The sequence below is a fragment of the Pseudomonas ekonensis genome (assembly GCF_019145435.1).
Classification (GTDB): domain Bacteria; phylum Pseudomonadota; class Gammaproteobacteria; order Pseudomonadales; family Pseudomonadaceae; genus Aquipseudomonas; species Aquipseudomonas ekonensis.
On sequence record NZ_JAHSTS010000002.1, the window covers coordinates 1,751,852 to 1,767,500 of the forward strand.

The 15,649-nt window shown below is 63.1% G+C and carries 7 protein-coding genes and 2 rRNA genes (1 of these 9 only partly in view); 1 reads left to right on the forward strand and 8 read right to left on the reverse strand.

Going from position 1 to position 15,649, the window contains the following annotated elements; translation table 11 throughout:
* Nucleotides 1–24 precede the first annotated feature (24 nt).
* Nucleotides 25–972, forward strand: coding sequence for a LysR family transcriptional regulator (locus KVG96_RS21075; protein ID WP_217893768.1), 948 nt, complete (start codon nucleotides 25–27; stop codon nucleotides 970–972).
* Here KVG96_RS21075 and yfiB read toward each other — a convergent pair.
* From yfiB to KVG96_RS21115, 8 genes are all read right to left on the reverse strand, one after another.
* Complete coding sequence (gene yfiB / locus KVG96_RS21080) at nucleotides 969–1,463, reverse strand: outer membrane lipoprotein YfiB (RefSeq protein ID WP_496197700.1); 495 nt, start codon at nucleotides 1,461–1,463, stop codon at nucleotides 969–971. The two genes, KVG96_RS21075 and yfiB, sit on opposite strands and share 4 nt — an antisense overlap.
* 5 nt (nucleotides 1,464–1,468) lie before the next feature.
* Entirely contained in the window at nucleotides 1,469–2,737 is a 1,269-nt protein-coding gene (gene dgcN, locus KVG96_RS21085) for a diguanylate cyclase DgcN/YfiN (RefSeq protein WP_217893770.1), read from the reverse strand.
* On the reverse strand, nucleotides 2,734–3,309 hold the full coding sequence (yfiR, locus tag KVG96_RS21090) for a regulatory sequestration protein YfiR (protein WP_217893771.1): 576 nt from the start codon (nucleotides 3,307–3,309) through the stop codon (nucleotides 2,734–2,736). The genes dgcN and yfiR overlap by 4 nt, the downstream gene beginning before the upstream one ends.
* A 120-nt stretch (nucleotides 3,310–3,429) precedes the next feature.
* Entirely contained in the window at nucleotides 3,430–5,538 is a 2,109-nt protein-coding gene (gene recD, locus KVG96_RS21095) for an exodeoxyribonuclease V subunit alpha (RefSeq protein WP_217893772.1), read from the reverse strand.
* Nucleotides 5,535–9,221 carry an exodeoxyribonuclease V subunit beta gene (recB, locus tag KVG96_RS21100; protein ID WP_217893773.1) on the reverse strand — a complete coding sequence of 1,229 codons (3,687 nt, stop codon included), beginning with the start codon at nucleotides 9,219–9,221 and terminating at the stop codon, nucleotides 5,535–5,537. The genes recD and recB overlap by 4 nt, the downstream gene beginning before the upstream one ends.
* A complete protein-coding gene (gene recC, locus KVG96_RS21105; protein ID WP_217893774.1) occupies nucleotides 9,218–12,670 on the reverse strand; it encodes an exodeoxyribonuclease V subunit gamma in 3,453 nt (1,150 codons plus the stop codon). The genes recB and recC overlap by 4 nt, the downstream gene beginning before the upstream one ends.
* Nucleotides 12,671–12,823: 153 nt before the next feature.
* Nucleotides 12,824–12,939: ribosomal RNA gene (gene rrf / locus KVG96_RS21110) — 5S ribosomal RNA — on the reverse strand.
* Between the two features lie 146 nt (nucleotides 12,940–13,085).
* Nucleotides 13,086–15,649 (reverse strand): 23S ribosomal RNA (locus KVG96_RS21115); it runs 327 nt beyond the window's last position.

A 15,649-nucleotide genomic window follows, 5' to 3' on the forward strand; every position in this document is an offset into this window, starting at 1 on the left:
AACGCACATATAAGCCCGTCCATCATGCAAAAAAACATCACCTCACTGGGGTCGCTGAACTGGGACGACCTCAAGTTCTTTCTCGAAGTCGCCCGCACCCGCAAGGCCAGCACGGCGGCCAAGCGCCTGGCGGTGGACTACACCACCGTGTCGCGGCGCATCGGTTCGCTGGAGGCGGCGCTGGGCACCTTGCTGTTCGAGAAGTCGCGCACCAACGGCTTCGTGCTGACCGCCGAAGGCCAGCGCCTGCTCAGTTACGCCGAATCGATCGAAAGCACGCTGCACATGGCCTGCGAGCAGGTGTCCGGCTCCGGCGTGGCGCTGTCCGGCCATGTGCGCATGGGCTGCACCGAAGGCTTCGGCAGCTTTTTCATCACCCCGCAGCTGAGCCGTTTCGTCGATGACTATCCGGCGATCTCGGTGGACATCCTGCCGCTGCCGCACTTCATCAGCCTGTCCAAGCGCGAGGCGGACATCGTCATCGCCCTGGAGCGGCCAGAGCACGGGCCCTACGTGTGCTGCAAGCTCTGCGACTACCGCCTGCAGCTGTACGCGACCCAGGAATACCTCGACCAGCACCCGCCGATCCGCCGCCCCGCGGACCTGGGCCAGCACCGGTTCATCAGTTATGTGGACGACCTGGCGTTCAGCTCCGAGCTGCTCTACCTGGCCAACGTGCTGCCCGGCGCCAACGCGCACCTGCGCAGCACCAGCGTGATCGCCCAGTTCGTGGCGGCGCAGCAAGGGCGCTCGCTGGCGATCCTGCCGTGCTTCCTCGCTGCGCAGGATCCACGCCTTTTGCCGGTGCTGCCGGAGGAAATCGACATCACCCGGCAGTTCTGGATGTACTGCCGGGAGGATCTGCGCAAGTTGAAGCGGATCACCCTGTTGTGGGATTACATCCGCGAGGTGACGGAGCGCAACCAGGCGCTGTTGATGGGGGAAAGCCGCGAGATGCGCTTTGCCGGTTAGTCGGCGCTGACCACGATCGACACCCGGCGGTTTTCGTTGCGTCCGGTCGCGGTGGCGTTGGACGCCACCGGCTCGCTGCTGCCCAGGCCGCGCAGCTGGATGTTTTCTTCTTTCATGCCGACGGTTTTCAGGACCTTGCTGACGCTTTTGGCGCGGCGCAGGGACAGCTGCTGGTTGTAGCCTTCCTTGCCCGAGGCGTCGGTATGGCCGTCCACCCGCACCCGCTCGATGCCCACGCCGGTGAGGGCCTTGCCGATGCGCTCGACGATCTCGGTGCTTTGCCGGTTCAGGCTGTCGTCATCACTGCCGAACAGCACCTTGCCCGACAGGCCGAACTCCCAGCCGTCGTCGGTCAGCTCGAAGCCTTGCTGCTTGAGCACGGCGATCTGCTCCGGGGTCAGGCCTTTGGGCGCAACGGACTGGCAACCGGTCAGGGCCAGAACGGCCATCAGCAACAAACTGGCAAACAATCGAAGGGGTAGTGAGAACACGGGATTCAGCTCCTGGTTTGAACATTGACGACCGGATCCTCCGACCCGGCGGTGAACTGAGCGCCACGGGACAGGCGCTTGGCCTGATACATCGCCCCGTCGGCGGCATTGAGCAGCGCGCCGGGGGTGGCGCCATGATCGGGGTAAACCGCGATGCCGATGCTGAGCGAAGTCACGACGCTGGTGTCGCCCGGCAATGCGATGGGCATGTCCATGCTGGCGAGGATCTTGTCGGCGATGCGTTCGGCATCCTCGGTCTTGTGCAGGGGCGTGAGCAGGACGGCGAATTCGTCGCCGCCCAGGCGGGCCACCAGATCCTCTTCGCGCAACTGCGCCCGCACCCGGTTGGCCACCGCCACCAGCACCGCATCGCCGGCCGCGTGGCCGAAGTTGTCGTTGATGCTCTTGAACCGGTCGCTGTCGAGAAACAGCACCGCCACCCGCTCGTGGAGCTTGTTGGCGCTGCGCAGGGCGCGGATCAGGCGGCCTTCGAAAAAGGCGCGGTTGGGCAATCCGGTGAGGCTGTCGTGGCTGGCCTGGTGGGCCAGGGTTTCGTTCTCGCTCTGCAGGTGCGTCTGCCACGACTCCAGCTCATCGAGCAGGGCATTGAAGTCGTTGCCCAGGTTGTCGAGTTCGGCGATCCGCGCCGGCGGCACCCGACGGTCCAGCGCCCGCTCGCTGCGGGCGGCATGGGCGACGGCGGCGAGGCTGTGCAGCGGGCCGATGATCCCGCGCAACTGGCGGCGGGCCAGGTAGAGCGCGACCCAGGCGCTGACCGCGGTGCACAGGATGATGCCCGCCAGGCCGCTGAGCAGGAAACGCATCAGGTTGCCGCCGTGGCCGGTGAGCAGAATGCGGCCGATCTCGCGGTTCTGATGCAGGATCGGCAGGTCGATGGGCTTTTCCAGAATGGTGCGGGCGAGCTGCATTTCCAGCTCGGAGATCAAGCCGTTTTCCGGGCGTTGCCAGCGGGCGAGCAACTGGCCTTCCTCGTCGATCACCTGGGCGTCCGCCACTTCTTCGGTGGAAGCAATCAGCGCCAGCGCCTCGGTGGCGGCCGCCTTGTCGTCGAACACCACGGCGGCTTCCACGGTGTAACTGATCGAACGGGCGATCAGGTGCAGGTTGTGGTCGGCGTAGACCCGCAGCGCCAGCACGCCCAGCAGGGTCAGGGAAACGCTGGCCATCGCCACCGCCACCAGCGCGACGATCAGGTGACCGCGGCCGATCACCGCGCCGAGGGCCGGACGCCCCATGGGTCGTTTGCGCTTCATGGCACCGCCGACTTGCGTCGAGACAGCTGCAGCACGCTCGGATGGATGCGCACGCCGCTGCGGGCCACGGAATCGAGGTTGACCTCGAAGGACACCTGCTCGTCGCCGACCCGCAGGCAGAACAGACTGCCGACCGTGCACTGATCGCCGCCTTCGCTGATGCTCAGCACCGGATGGCCGGTCAAGGACGCGAACAGGCGACTGCGTTCTTCTGCCGTGAGCTTGCCGATGTACACCGCATCGCACTCGCTGGCGATGGACGGGCTGTCGGCCAGCAGGCGCCGTACGACCACCGGCCGCCCCGTGGCCTGCGTGGTGCCTTTGACCAGATCATCGGTGTATTCGGTGGGGCCGACGATGCACAGCCGCAACTGTGCCGGCTCGACCGGCCAGCGCGCATAGCTGAGGATGCCCAGGATCACCTGAGTGACCGACTTGGCCCGTTGCTCGGCCATGCCCGCCGGCGCCTGCGGTTGGGCGACCGCCATGCCCGTCAGCAAACAGAGCAGGCCCACAAGCAGCGCTTGCTTGCAGCCAACCACGCGCTCTGTGGCCCAGACAGCCAGCTTCATGCAGGGATTCTCTTGGATCGTCATAAAATGATGCCGCAACGATAGCACAGCGCAGGTACACCAGCGAAACGCCAGCCCCCTGACCGGTCGGTCAGTTCGCGCAGCCAAACGCCTCTGTCTTCACGCGCTGTGTCCGATCCCCTCCTCCAGTTCCAGCATCAGCCCGCTCAGTCGCTTGACCTTGCGTTGCACGGCCTCCTCGAACACACGCTCCTGAGGCTCTATCAGGGTGAACCAATGCTTGGCCCGGGTGATGCCGGTGTAGATCAGTTCCTTGGTCAGCACCGGATTCAAGGCATCCGGCAGGATCAGGGCCGTGTGGGCGAACTCCGAGCCCTGGGACTTGTGCACGGTCATCGCGTACACGGTCTCGACGTCGTTGAGCCGGCTCGGCAACACGAACCGCACGCCGCCACGCCCGTCATTGCGCGGGAACGCCACCCGCAGCAGCGGCTTGCCCGCGTCGTCGCCGTCCTGGCCGGGCAACGACAACGCGATGCCGATGTCACCGTTCATCAGGCCCAACCCGTAATCGTTGCGGGTCATCAGCACCGGCCGCCCCTCGTACCACTGCTGGTCGCTTGGGATCAGGCGTGCCTTGAGCAAGGCCTCGGCGATGCGCTGGTTCAAGCCCTCGACGCCCCAAGGCCCCTTGCGCACGGCGCACAACAGCTGGAAGGTGTCGAACGCCTGCAGGACTTCACGGGCCCAGTCGGCCCATGCCGGCTGCTCCAGCAGTGTCCCCGCAGCCGGACGCCGATTGCGCAATACGCTCAGATAATGGCGATAGCCCTGAGGCCCCTCACCTCGTCCGTCGAGCACGAGGCGTTCCAGTTGATGGTCTTGCTCGTTCTTGAGCTGCAAGGCGAACACATCGCCAGTGGTTCCGGCAGCAAGCACCCGTCGCGCCTCTTCCGGCATTTGCTGATTGACGCACCGTGCGAGCTGGCCGATGCCGCTGCCCTCGCCGAAACGCCGCGAGTGGCGCAGCATCACCACCTGCTGGGCCAGCGGGTACATCCCTTGGCCGTCCTCCTGAAGGCCGCTGTCCTGCAGGGACTCACCGCTGACCGACTCCAGCCAGCGCCGGGTCTGGGGGTTGTACCAGCCGTTCTCCGCATCGCGGCACAGATCCCCCAGCACAGCCCCGGCCTCGACGGAGGCCAACTGATCCTTGTCCCCCAGCAGCACCAGCCGGGCCTGGGGCGGCAAGGCATCGAGCAGGTTGGCCATCATTTCCAGATCGATCATCGACGCCTCGTCGACCACCAGCACATCCAGCGGCAAGCGGTTACCCGCATGGTGGCGGAAATGCCGGGTGCCGGGCCGGCTGCCGAGCAAGCGGTGAACGGTGGTCACTTCCGTGGGGATCTTTTCCCGGACCGCTTCAGGGACTTGCAGCGATTGCACCTGCTGGCTGATGGACTCGGTCAAGCGCGCGGCCGCTTTGCCGGTGGGCGCGGCCAGACGGATCCGCAACGGCTGACCGGCCTTCACCGCCGGCCCCTGGAGCAACGCCAACAGGCGCACGACCGTCGTGGTCTTGCCGGTGCCGGGCCCTCCGGTGACGATGCTGAAGGCGCCCCGTACCGCCAAGGCACACGCCAGTTTCTGCCAGTCGACCACCGCGGATCCCTTGGCCGCGCCGAACAACCCGTCAAGCTGCTGCGGCAGGTCGTCCGGGGTCGTTTCGGGCTGCGCGAGACGCTGGCGCAACGCGACATCGATGCGCCGCTCGTAGGACCAGTAACGCCGCAGGTACAGACGTTTGCCGGACAGCACCAGCGGACGCTGCAACGCCGCTGCGCCCGCATCGGCCGCCAGTGCCACCAGCGGGCTACCGGCCAGCACCTTGCACCAGTGGGGCCCCTCGACCGTGGCGAGCAACTGCGACGGCAACAGCCGCGCCCCCGTCTGCACATCGCCTTCGGGCGGCAGCGACAGGGCGAAATCCGGTGCCTTGAGGGTTTCGAACACGTCCAGGCACACATGCCCATGGCCGAGCTGGTGGCTGGTGAGCGCCGCGGCAAGCAGCACCAACGGATCCCCCTCGGGCGCCAGCTCGTGAAGGAACGCCACAAATGCCTTGTCCAGCGCACGAAGCCAGCCGCGCTCGACCCAACGGGTAAGCAGGATCAGCAAGTCATCGGCGCAGGTCAAAGGTGCCAGGCCGGCCAGGCTGTCGGCGGCGAGCGGTGTCGGCAGCAGATCGGCGAACGTGCGGCTCATAGCAAGACTCCCTGTTCCCAGGCCGGTTCGCTCCTGGGTTCCGGTTTGCCCTGGAACATTCGGTCGAGGCGTTCGATCAGTTCCCGCGGCGGCCGCGTGAAGTAAGCGCCCCGGCTGTTCGCCCGGCTGCCGCGCAGAAACAGGTACAACGCACCGCCGACATGCCGGTCGTAGTCGTAATCCGCCAAGCGGGCCTTGAGCTGGCGGTGCAACGCCAACAGGTACAGGACATATTGCAGGTCGTAACGGTTGTCGAGCATCGATTGCTCCATCGCCTGTTCGGTGTAGGCGGTGTCGTCGGCACCCAGCCAGTTGGACTTGTAGTCCGCCACGTAGTAACGGCCATCGTGTTCGAAGGTCAGGTCGATGAACCCCTTGAACATGCCGTTGAGCTGCACCTCCTCGGCGGCGGCCCGCGCCACGCCACGATGCGTGAACTGGCGCACAAGGCCGTCCAGTTTCGCCACCTCGACCTTGTGGCTGGCGAACCAGAACTCCATCTCCACCCGGTACTGGCGCAACTTTTCGAGCACCACCGGCGGCTGTGCGCCAACAGGCAGGGGCGACTTGAGCAGGTGCCGCAACCATTCGCTCAAGGTCACGATCCAGGACTCCCAACCCCGCCGGTTGCAACGCCGTGCGACCGCATCCTTCAGCGCGTCGCCGGGCACGGCAAAACCTTCCTCGCCTGCCCATTCCAGAAGGCCATGCAGGAACGTCCCCGGATTCGGGCCACGGGGGAAACGGTGGATATCGGCGCCGCCGGCGACGGTCTCCTGTGGCGCATCGGGGTCGAGGCGCTCATCGTCAAACAGCTTCTGCGCCTGCGGGCTCTCGGGAGCTTCCTCCGGGCCATCGCTCAACACATCACTGATGCGCAAGGCGCTGTAGGACGCGATCCACCAGTTCTCGCTGGCTCTGCGAGTCGGCATCAGCACCGGACGCAACGTCGCTTCGTCGCCCGGTGGCTGGTAATGCTCGTCGGTCGCCAACGGCATCGCCTCAAGACTGAGCGAAGGGTCGCCTTGCCGCAGATCCTCCAGCCAACGGGTCAACCCTGCGGACTCGGCCAACGGCGCACCGCCGCCCAAGAGGTAACCCAATGCGGACAGGTGCAGCACCGAACCGTTGCTGTTGCCGCGTTTGAGATCCGTCACCCCCAGCCAGCAAGCATGCTGCGCACGGGTCAGCGCAACGTAGAGCAGGCGCAGATCCTCCGCCAGACGTTCGTCGTCCGCCAGGGCGACCAGCTCCGCCGTGGGCTTGAGGCTCACCTGCGCCACGCCGTGCGCATCGTGGTAATGCAGCGGAAGACGGCTGCCGTCCACCGGTTTCGCTGAACAGATGAACGGCAGAAAGACCAACGGGTACTCGAGCCCCTTGGATTTGTGGATGGTCACCACCTTGACCAGTTGCTCATCGCTTTCCAGACGCAGGATCTGTTCCTCGCCCGCCTGCCCGGACAACACCAGATGCTCGGCCAAATGCCGGATCAACGCCTGTTCGCCGTCCAGTTCGGCGGCGGCCTGCTGCAGCAACTCGGACAAATGCAGCAGGTTGGTCAGCACCCGCTCTCCGTCACTGCGCGCCATCAATGTCTGCGGCAGGCGGAAGTCGTGCAGCAGGCGCCGCAGCATGGGCAGCACGCCTTGCTTGCGCCAGAGCTCACGGTATCCGCGGAACTGCATCACCCGGTTTTCCCAGGCCCGCTCGTCACGGTTCAGGCGCTCCAGCTCCAGCAGCGGCAGGTTCAGCGTGACGCCGGCCAAGGCAGCCTTGAGCAAGCGTTCGACGTCCGGCTCGGCGCAGGCCTTGAGCCAACCGAGCAGGTCACGGGCCTCCTGGGCGGCGAAGACCGAATCCTTGTCCGACAGGTAAACGCTGCGCACGCCGCGTTTCGCCAGTTCGTCGCGCACCGCCTTGGCCTCCTTGCCGTCGCGCACCAGGATCGCGATGTCCGCCGGCCGCAGCCCCCTGAATGCCTTGCCCTCTTGCGCGAAGCCCACTTGCCCGGTCTGCCCGCCATTGAGTCGGAACACGATCTCGCTGGCGCAGGCCGCCGCGAACTGCTGGCGATAGACCGCACCGGACAAGGGCTGATCGACGGCCAACTGCCAGAGGTTGAGCGCCGCGACATCCTGCCCCGACACTTGCAGCCGCTCCTTTCGCCCCTGGGCCTTCACGGCCTGGAACGGCACCGGATTGTCACCGCTCCTCTCCCGGAACAGGAACGCGCCTCGCCCTCCCTCCTGGGACTCGGCATGGTCGAACACATGGTTCACCGCATCGACCATGCCGTGGCTGGAGCGGAAGTTGGTGTCCAGCGTATGCCACCGGCCGGCGGTGGCCTGCCGGGCCCGCAGATAGGTGTGGATGTCGGCGCCGCGGAAGGCGTAGATCGCCTGTTTCGGGTCGCCGATCATGAACAGCCCCGTCTCGGGGTCGCTGTCCCCGATGCGGTAGATGCTGTCGAAGATCCGGTACTGCACCGGGTCGGTGTCCTGGAACTCGTCGATCAGGGCGACCGGGAACTGCTCACGGATCAGCGTGGCAAGGCGCTCTCCGCCGTCGGCACGCAATGCCGCATCCAGACGCAGCAACATGTCGTCGAAGCCCATCTCGGCCCGGCGGCGCTTCTCATCCTCGAAGCGAGCACCGACCCATCCGGCGGCATGCACCAGCACTGCGGCGTCTGGCGTCGGCAATGCGTCGAGGCTCGCCTTGAGCGTCAACATGGCCTCCAGCCCCGGATGGCTTGGAGGTTCGCCCTTCCAGGCCTCGGCCATGCCTTCGGGAGTGAGGCGGGTGAACCCGGTGCCGATGTCGAGTTGCTCGAGCGTCTCGTCTTCGGCCCAGGCCGTGAGTTTCTCGAACCAGGGTTCGAAGTAGCGGGGCTGCATCTTGCGGCCGTCGACCGCTTTGCCCGCAACGCCCTCGTGGCAGATCGCAAGCAACTCGGGGGCCCAATGCCGCCAAGGCGTTTTCAGCTCAAGCATCGCCGCTCGCCGTTGCTGCAGGCATTCTTCGATCAGTTCGGCTGGCGTCTTGCCGTCGTCGCTTTCACGGACGCTGGACAGCAGGCCCCGTATCCGCGGCAGCAAGGCCGCAGGCCCGCCCCAGTTGCTGCGCACCCAGTTCAGGGCATCGCCATGCATCGGATAGCAGAACAGACGCCAGTAATCGCGCAGCACCTCGGCGAGCAGCTCGGTGTGGTCGGTCTCCAGCGTCTGGGTGAACAGGCTGCCGCTGTCGAAGGCATGCTCGCGCAGCATGCGCTGGCACCAACCGTGAATGGTCGACACGGCGGCCTCATCCATCCACTGCGCGGCGACGTCCAGGCGACTGGCGCAGCCCGGCCACCGCTGCGGATCGAACTGTTCGCGCAGGGCTTCGATCAACGCGTCCGGCGCCGGCGTTTCGTCGCGGAAGAAGCGCGCGGCATCGGCCAGGCGCGTGCGGATCCGCTCGCGCAATTCCTTGGTGGCGGCATCGGTGAAGGTCACCACGAGAATCTGCGGCGGCAGCAGCTCACGGCCGAAGCCTGACTGCTCGCCCCCATGGCCGAGGATCAGCCGCAGGTAGAGCGCAGAGATGGTGAACGTCTTGCCGGTGCCGGCGCTGGCTTCGATCAGCTGGCTGCCATGCAACGGAAAGGTCAGGGCCAGAGGCGTCTTTGCGGTCATGGACGGTTCCCCTCTTCGCTCAACGAACGCCAACCTGCCTCAAGCAATGGGCGATACAAGGCGCCGCACCAGTCCGGAAAGGTTTCGTCTGCCGCCAACGCATTGAAGTCAGCGAACTGACGGACGAGGGCCGGGCTTTCGCCCCGCTCGCCCTCGCTGGTCAGGCCATCCCCTTCATAGGCTTTTCGGGCAGCGGCTTCGGCCTTGAGCGGATCGCTCTGGGTCAGCCACGCGAAGGCGGTCTTCGCCGCGACGGGCAGCGGCTGACGCATCCCCGTCTGCCAGGCAAGCAGCATGTCTTCCAGGATCAACCAGGCCCTGTCCGAAGCGATGGGGTCGAGCAACAGCGAATCATCGCTGGCCACCAACGCGGTCGTCAAAGACACGCCATTGGCACAGGCCAGCACGTGATTGACCCACGGTTTGGTCAATCGATGCCATTTGCGGTTCCTGACCGAGCCGATGCCGTTGGGGATGGTGGTGACGGACAAAAGCCCGCCGTCCGCCCGTTTATGCAGTCCGCCAAGCCATCCCTCAATGCGCAGCTCCTGCCATTGGAGACTGACCGGTATGGCGCCCGTCAGCGGCGTCGGCCACAAGGCCAGCAACTGTCCGTAGCGTTGCAGCAGGTTCGGCAGCGGCTCGATCAGCTCCCGCTGCAGACACTCGCCGAACCCGGCCATCGGCAACAGCCCGCTGTTCTGCAGCCGACGGGCCTGCGCCTCGAGCGCCGTTGCCGCATCGTCCGGTTGCCCCAGTGCAGCCTCCAGCAGGTTGTCGCTCAGGGTGTAGCGTTGCAAGGCATCCAGCACGAAAGGTTCTTCGTCCGCCAGTGGCGCCTGGGCAGATTCAAAATGGACCTTGAGCCTTTGGGTGAAGAAGTGCCGGACCGGATTGCGCAGAAAGTCCTGCAGCAACGCCGGGCTCAAGGGTTCCTCCGGAACATGGGGCTCAAGCCTCTGCGTGACGGCCCCGGGCTCCTGGCGCTCATGCAGAGTCCGCCATTCGCTGGCATAGCTGAACAGCGCTCGCCCTTCCTGAAAGTAGCGCGAACTGAATGGCTGCAGAGGATGTTCCTCGGTGAGGGCGTGCACCAGGCTCTCGTCAGAGTCGCCCAGCCGCCAGCCGCTGGCGATATGGTCGCGCAGCTGGCCGATCAGTACGGAAGGAGGACGCTCGCTGTTGTCGCGAATGCTGCGTCCGACCCAACTGATGTAGAGCTGATGACGTGCGGACAGCAGGGCCTCGAGCAACAGGTAGCGGTCGTCTTCGCGTCGCGAGCGGTCGCCCGGCCGGTAGTCGCTGCCCATCAGGTCGAAGTCCAAGGGAGGCTGCGCCCGCGGGTAGTCACCGTCGTTCATGCCCAGCAGGCAAACGAGCTTGAAAGGAATGGCGCGCATCGGCATCAAGGTGCAGAAATTCACTGCACCGGCAAGAAAGCGCTGGGACAAACGCCCCTGATCCAGCCCCGCCAGCCAGGCTTCACGAACGACGGTCAGCGGCAGTTCGTCCTCCAGCCGCACGGAGTCGCAGGTTTCCAGCCAGGTCTCCCGCAGATCCTCGAGCTGGGCGATCAGGTACTCATCGTGTTCATCGCCAGCCTTGAAGAACACTTGCATCAAGGCCTGCAACCGACGCCCCCATTCCTCAGGCCGTGCGGGCTGCATGAGCTCCTGGTGGGCAAGCTCCAATGCATCCAGCAGCGCGACGAGGGGGCCGATCAGCGCGGCGTCCAGGCCGCCGATCTCGTCGTAGGGCTCGATCTGTTCGTAGGCATCGGAATGGCCGACCGCATAGCCGAGCAACATCCGCCGCAAACCGAAGCTCCAACTGTTTTGCTCGAGTTCGCCCGGAAGGCCCAGTCCGGCACGTTGCCGGGCGTTCAGGCCCCAGCGCACACCGGCACCTTCGATCCAGCGATGCAAGGTGGGCAGATCACGGTCGTGCACCCCGAAACGCAAGCGCAAGGCCGGCACATCCAGCAGATCCAGGATCTCGCTGACCGGAAACCGGCTGTCCGGCAGCTTGAGCAGATGCTCGACCGCGATCAGCAGCGGTTCACGTCCGCGCTGGCCCTGATCCGTCAATGTGAAAGGGATGAAGCGCGGATCCCGGCGGTCGAGCTGGCCGAACACCGCACGGATGTGGGGCGCATAGCTGTCGACGTCCGGCACCATCACGATCACGTCGCGGGGACGCAAACCGGGGTCGGCGCTGAAGCGGGCCAGCAACTGGTCGTGGAGAATCTCCACCTCACGCTGGGCGCTATGGGCGACGTGAAAACGGATCGACTCGTCGTGCTCCGGAACAACCGCTGACCAACGCTCGCGCGTCTCGTTGAGGGGGCGCAACTCGAGAATGTCGTCCTGCAATTGATTGAGCAGCGTATGGGGCTGCGTCTCGCTGAACAGGTCGATCCGCCCGTCCCGAAAAGCCGCACGGTAGCTGTCGGGCTCATCATAGCTGTCGAGCAGGTTGATGTAATCGCGCCCTTGCTTGCCCCAGGCGGCCAGCAGCGGATGGGCATGCTGATGCAGGGAATCCGGATCGAGAACCACCGGCATGCCGGTCTTGCGTGACTGACGCTTGTACTGGTGCCGCAGCAGATCCTTGTCGGCGACGATGTCGGCCCAGTGGTGCCGGCACGGGTTGTGGACACACAGCAGCACCTGGCTGAAACGGGCCAGCCCTGCCAGTGCTTCCAGAACCTGGGCGGGCAACGAAGAGATCCCGAAAACGATGACCCGGGGAGGTATGGCGGCAGGAGCGCTCTCAAGGTTGTTGATGCACTCGATGAACCGTTGATGAACCCCGGCCCTGCTCTGGGCCATGCCCTTTGCACCTACGTCGTCAAGCAGTGCGCGCCAGAGTTCGGCTTGCCAGCAACTGGTGGGCGGCAACGGTTTGACCTCGCCTCTGACGCTGCGCAGTTGATGGCGGCCCTCCGCCCAGTCCTCGAGCCAATCGGCACGGTACACCTGGTATTGATCGAAGAGGTCGGCGAGGCGCTCGGAAAGCTGATAGCGCTTACGCAAGTCGGTGTCACGGGTGAGGAATCGCTGAAGCGGCTCGAAGTGCGGCCGCTCGATGACCTGCGGCAGCAGACGCATCAACCGCCATGTCAGCGGGGCCTTGTCGAGCAAGGACTTTGCCGGGATCTCGTCCCGTCCCAGCACCGTACGGTAGAGCTGCCACATGAAGCTGCCCGGCAATTGCACGTCGATGGCGGCGGCGATGCCGCAGCCGCCCGAGTCATCCTCGTCGGGTTCCTCGGCCAGAGCCAGCTTCAGCCACTGAGCGATGCCGTTGCTTTGCACCAAGGCGATCTCATTATCCAGGGGGGCCAGCGGATAACGCCGCATGACGCTCACCACCAGACTGCGCAGCTCGTCCAGGCTGTTGCTCTGAACGACCATGAATGCAGGGTTGAGGGACTGGGCGTCCGGCATGGAGGATTCCTTGGAGAAGAACAAAACCAGGGCAGAACATTAGCACTGTCGAATGATTGTGACAGCCGGACGGAGGCTGGGCGTGCTGTACGAACTTTCCTGCGGGCAAAACAAAACCCCAACCGCTTTCGCAGTTGGGGTTCCGGAATTTAATCTTGACGATGACCTACTCTCACATGGGGAAACCCCACACTACCATCGGCGATGCATCGTTTCACTTCTGAGTTCGGGATGGGATCAGGTGGTTCCAACGCTCTATGGTCGTCAAGAAATTCTGTGTGCCGGTCCGCGCCCTGGGGCCCGTGCCGACGAATGGGTATGTGACAGCTTTGTGGGTTTGGCGAACTTTCGGTTCTTTCGTCTCCACACACCGCAATCTGGCCCCTTCCGGGTTCGCAAATTGCTTGGGTGTTATATGGTCAAGCCTCACGGGCAATTAGTATCGGTTAGCTCAACGCCTCACAGCGCTTACACACCCGACCTATCAACGTCGTAGTCTTCGACGGCCCTTCAGGGAACTCAAGGTTCCAGTGAGATCTCATCTTGAGGCAAGTTTCCCGCTTAGATGCTTTCAGCGGTTATCTTTTCCGAACATAGCTACCCGGCAATGCCACTGGCGTGACAACCGGAACACCAGAGGTTCGTCCACTCCGGTCCTCTCGTACTAGGAGCAGCCCCTCTCAAATCTCAAACGTCCACGGCAGATAGGGACCGAACTGTCTCACGACGTTCTAAACCCAGCTCGCGTACCACTTTAAATGGCGAACAGCCATACCCTTGGGACCGGCTTCAGCCCCAGGATGTGATGAGCCGACATCGAGGTGCCAAACACCGCCGTCGATATGAACTCTTGGGCGGTATCAGCCTGTTATCCCCGGAGTACCTTTTATCCGTTGAGCGATGGCCCTTCCATACAGAACCACCGGATCACTAAGACCTACTTTCGTACCTGCTCGACGTGTCTGTCTCGCAGTCAAGCGCGCTTTTGCCTTTATACTCTGCGACCGATTTCCGACCGGTCTGAGCGCACCTTCGTACTCCTCCGTTACTCTTTAGGAGGAGACCGCCCCAGTCAAACTACCCACCATACACTGTCCTCGATCCGGATGACGGACCTGAGTTAGAACCTCAAAGTTGCCAGGGTGGTATTTCAAGGATGGCTCCACGCAGACTGGCGTCCACGCTTCAAAGCCTCCCACCTATCCTACACAAGCAAATTCAAAGTCCAGTGCAAAGCTATAGTAAAGGTTCACGGGGTCTTTCCGTCTAGCCGCGGATACACTGCATCTTCACAGCGATTTCAATTTCACTGAGTCTCGGGTGGAGACAGCGCCGCCATCGTTACGCCATTCGTGCAGGTCGGAACTTACCCGACAAGGAATTTCGCTACCTTAGGACCGTTATAGTTACGGCCGCCGTTTACCGGGGCTTCGATCAAGAGCTTCGCGTTAGCTAACCCCATCAATTAACCTTCCGGCACCGGGCAGGCGTCACACCCTATACGTCCACTTTCGTGTTTGCAGAGTGCTGTGTTTTTAATAAACAGTCGCAGCGGCCTGGTATCTTCGACCGGCGTGGGCTTACGCAGCAAGTGCTTCACCCTCACCGGCGCACCTTCTCCCGAAGTTACGGTGCCATTTTGCCTAGTTCCTTCACCCGAGTTCTCTCAAGCGCCTTGGTATTCTCTACCCAACCACCTGTGTCGGTTTGGGGTACGGTTCCCGGTTATCTGAAGCTTAGAAGCTTTTCTTGGAAGCATGGCATCAACCACTTCGTCGCCTAACGGCAACTCGTCATCAGCTCTCGGCCTTGGAACCCCGGATTTACCTAAGATTCCAGCCTACCACCTTAAACTTGGACAACCAACGCCAAGCTGGCCTAGCCTTCTCCGTCCCTCCATCGCAATAACCGGAAGTACAGGAATATTAACCTGTTTTCCATCGACTACGCTTTTCAGCCTCGCCTTAGGGACCGACTAACCCTGCGTCGATTAACGTTGCGCAGGAAACCTTGGTCTTTCGGCGTGCGAGTTTTTCACTCGCATTGTCGTTACTCATGTCAGCATTCGCACTTCTGATACCTCCAGCAAGCTTCTCAACTCACCTTCACAGGCTTACAGAACGCTCCTCTACCGCATCACTTGCGTGATACCCGTAGCTTCGGTGTATGGTTTGAGCCCCGTTACATCTTCCGCGCAGGCCGACTCGACTAGTGAGCTATTACGCTTTCTTTAAAGGGTGGCTGCTTCTAAGCCAACCTCCTAGCTGTCTAAGCCTTCCCACATCGTTTCCCACTTAACCATAACTTTGGGACCTTAGCTGACGGTCTGGGTTGTTTCCCTTTTCACGACGGACGTTAGCACCCGCCGTGTGTCTCCCATGCTCGGCACTTCCAGGTATTCGGAGTTTGCATCGGTTTGGTAAGTCGGGATGACCCCCTAGCCGAAACAGTGCTCTACCCCCTGGAGTGATACATGAGGCGCTACCTAAATAGCTTTCGAGGAGAACCAGCTATCTCCGAGCTTGATTAGCCTTTCACTCCGATCCACAGGTCATCCGCTAACTTTTCAACGGTAGTCGGTTCGGTCCTCCAGTCAGTGTTACCTAACCTTCAACCTGCCCATGGATAGATCGCCCGGTTTCGGGTCTATACCCAGCGACTAAACGCCCTATTAAGACTCGCTTTCGCTACGCCTCCCCTATTCGGTTAAGCTCGCCACTGAATATAAGTCGCTGACCCATTATACAAAAGGTACGCAGTCACAGAACGAAGTCTGCTCCCACTGCTTGTACGCATACGGTTTCAGGATCTATTTCACTCCCCTCTCCGGGGTTCTTTTCGCCTTTCCCTCACGGTACTGGTTCACTATCGGTCAGTCAGTAGTATTTAGCCTTGGAGGATGGTCCCCCCATGTTCAGACAAAGTTTCTCGTGCTCCGTCCTACTCGATTTCATGGCCAAGAGATTTTCGCGTACAGGG

Excerpts from the sequence above, each read along its gene's own strand:
- recD (WP_217893772.1), bottom strand. The coding sequence starts at position 5,538 with ATGAGCCGCACGTTCGCCGATCTGCTGCCGACACCGCTCGCCGCCGAC.
- KVG96_RS21075 (WP_217893768.1), top strand. The coding sequence starts at position 25 with ATGCAAAAAAACATCACCTCACTGGGGTCGCTGAACTGGGACGACCTC.
- recB (WP_217893773.1), bottom strand. The coding sequence starts at position 9,221 with ATGACCGCAAAGACGCCTCTGGCCCTGACCTTTCCGTTGCATGGCAGC.
- dgcN (WP_217893770.1), bottom strand. The coding sequence starts at position 2,737 with ATGAAGCGCAAACGACCCATGGGGCGTCCGGCCCTCGGCGCGGTGATC.
- yfiR (WP_217893771.1), bottom strand. The coding sequence starts at position 3,309 with ATGAAGCTGGCTGTCTGGGCCACAGAGCGCGTGGTTGGCTGCAAGCAA.
- recC (WP_217893774.1), bottom strand. The coding sequence starts at position 12,670 with ATGCCGGACGCCCAGTCCCTCAACCCTGCATTCATGGTCGTTCAGAGC.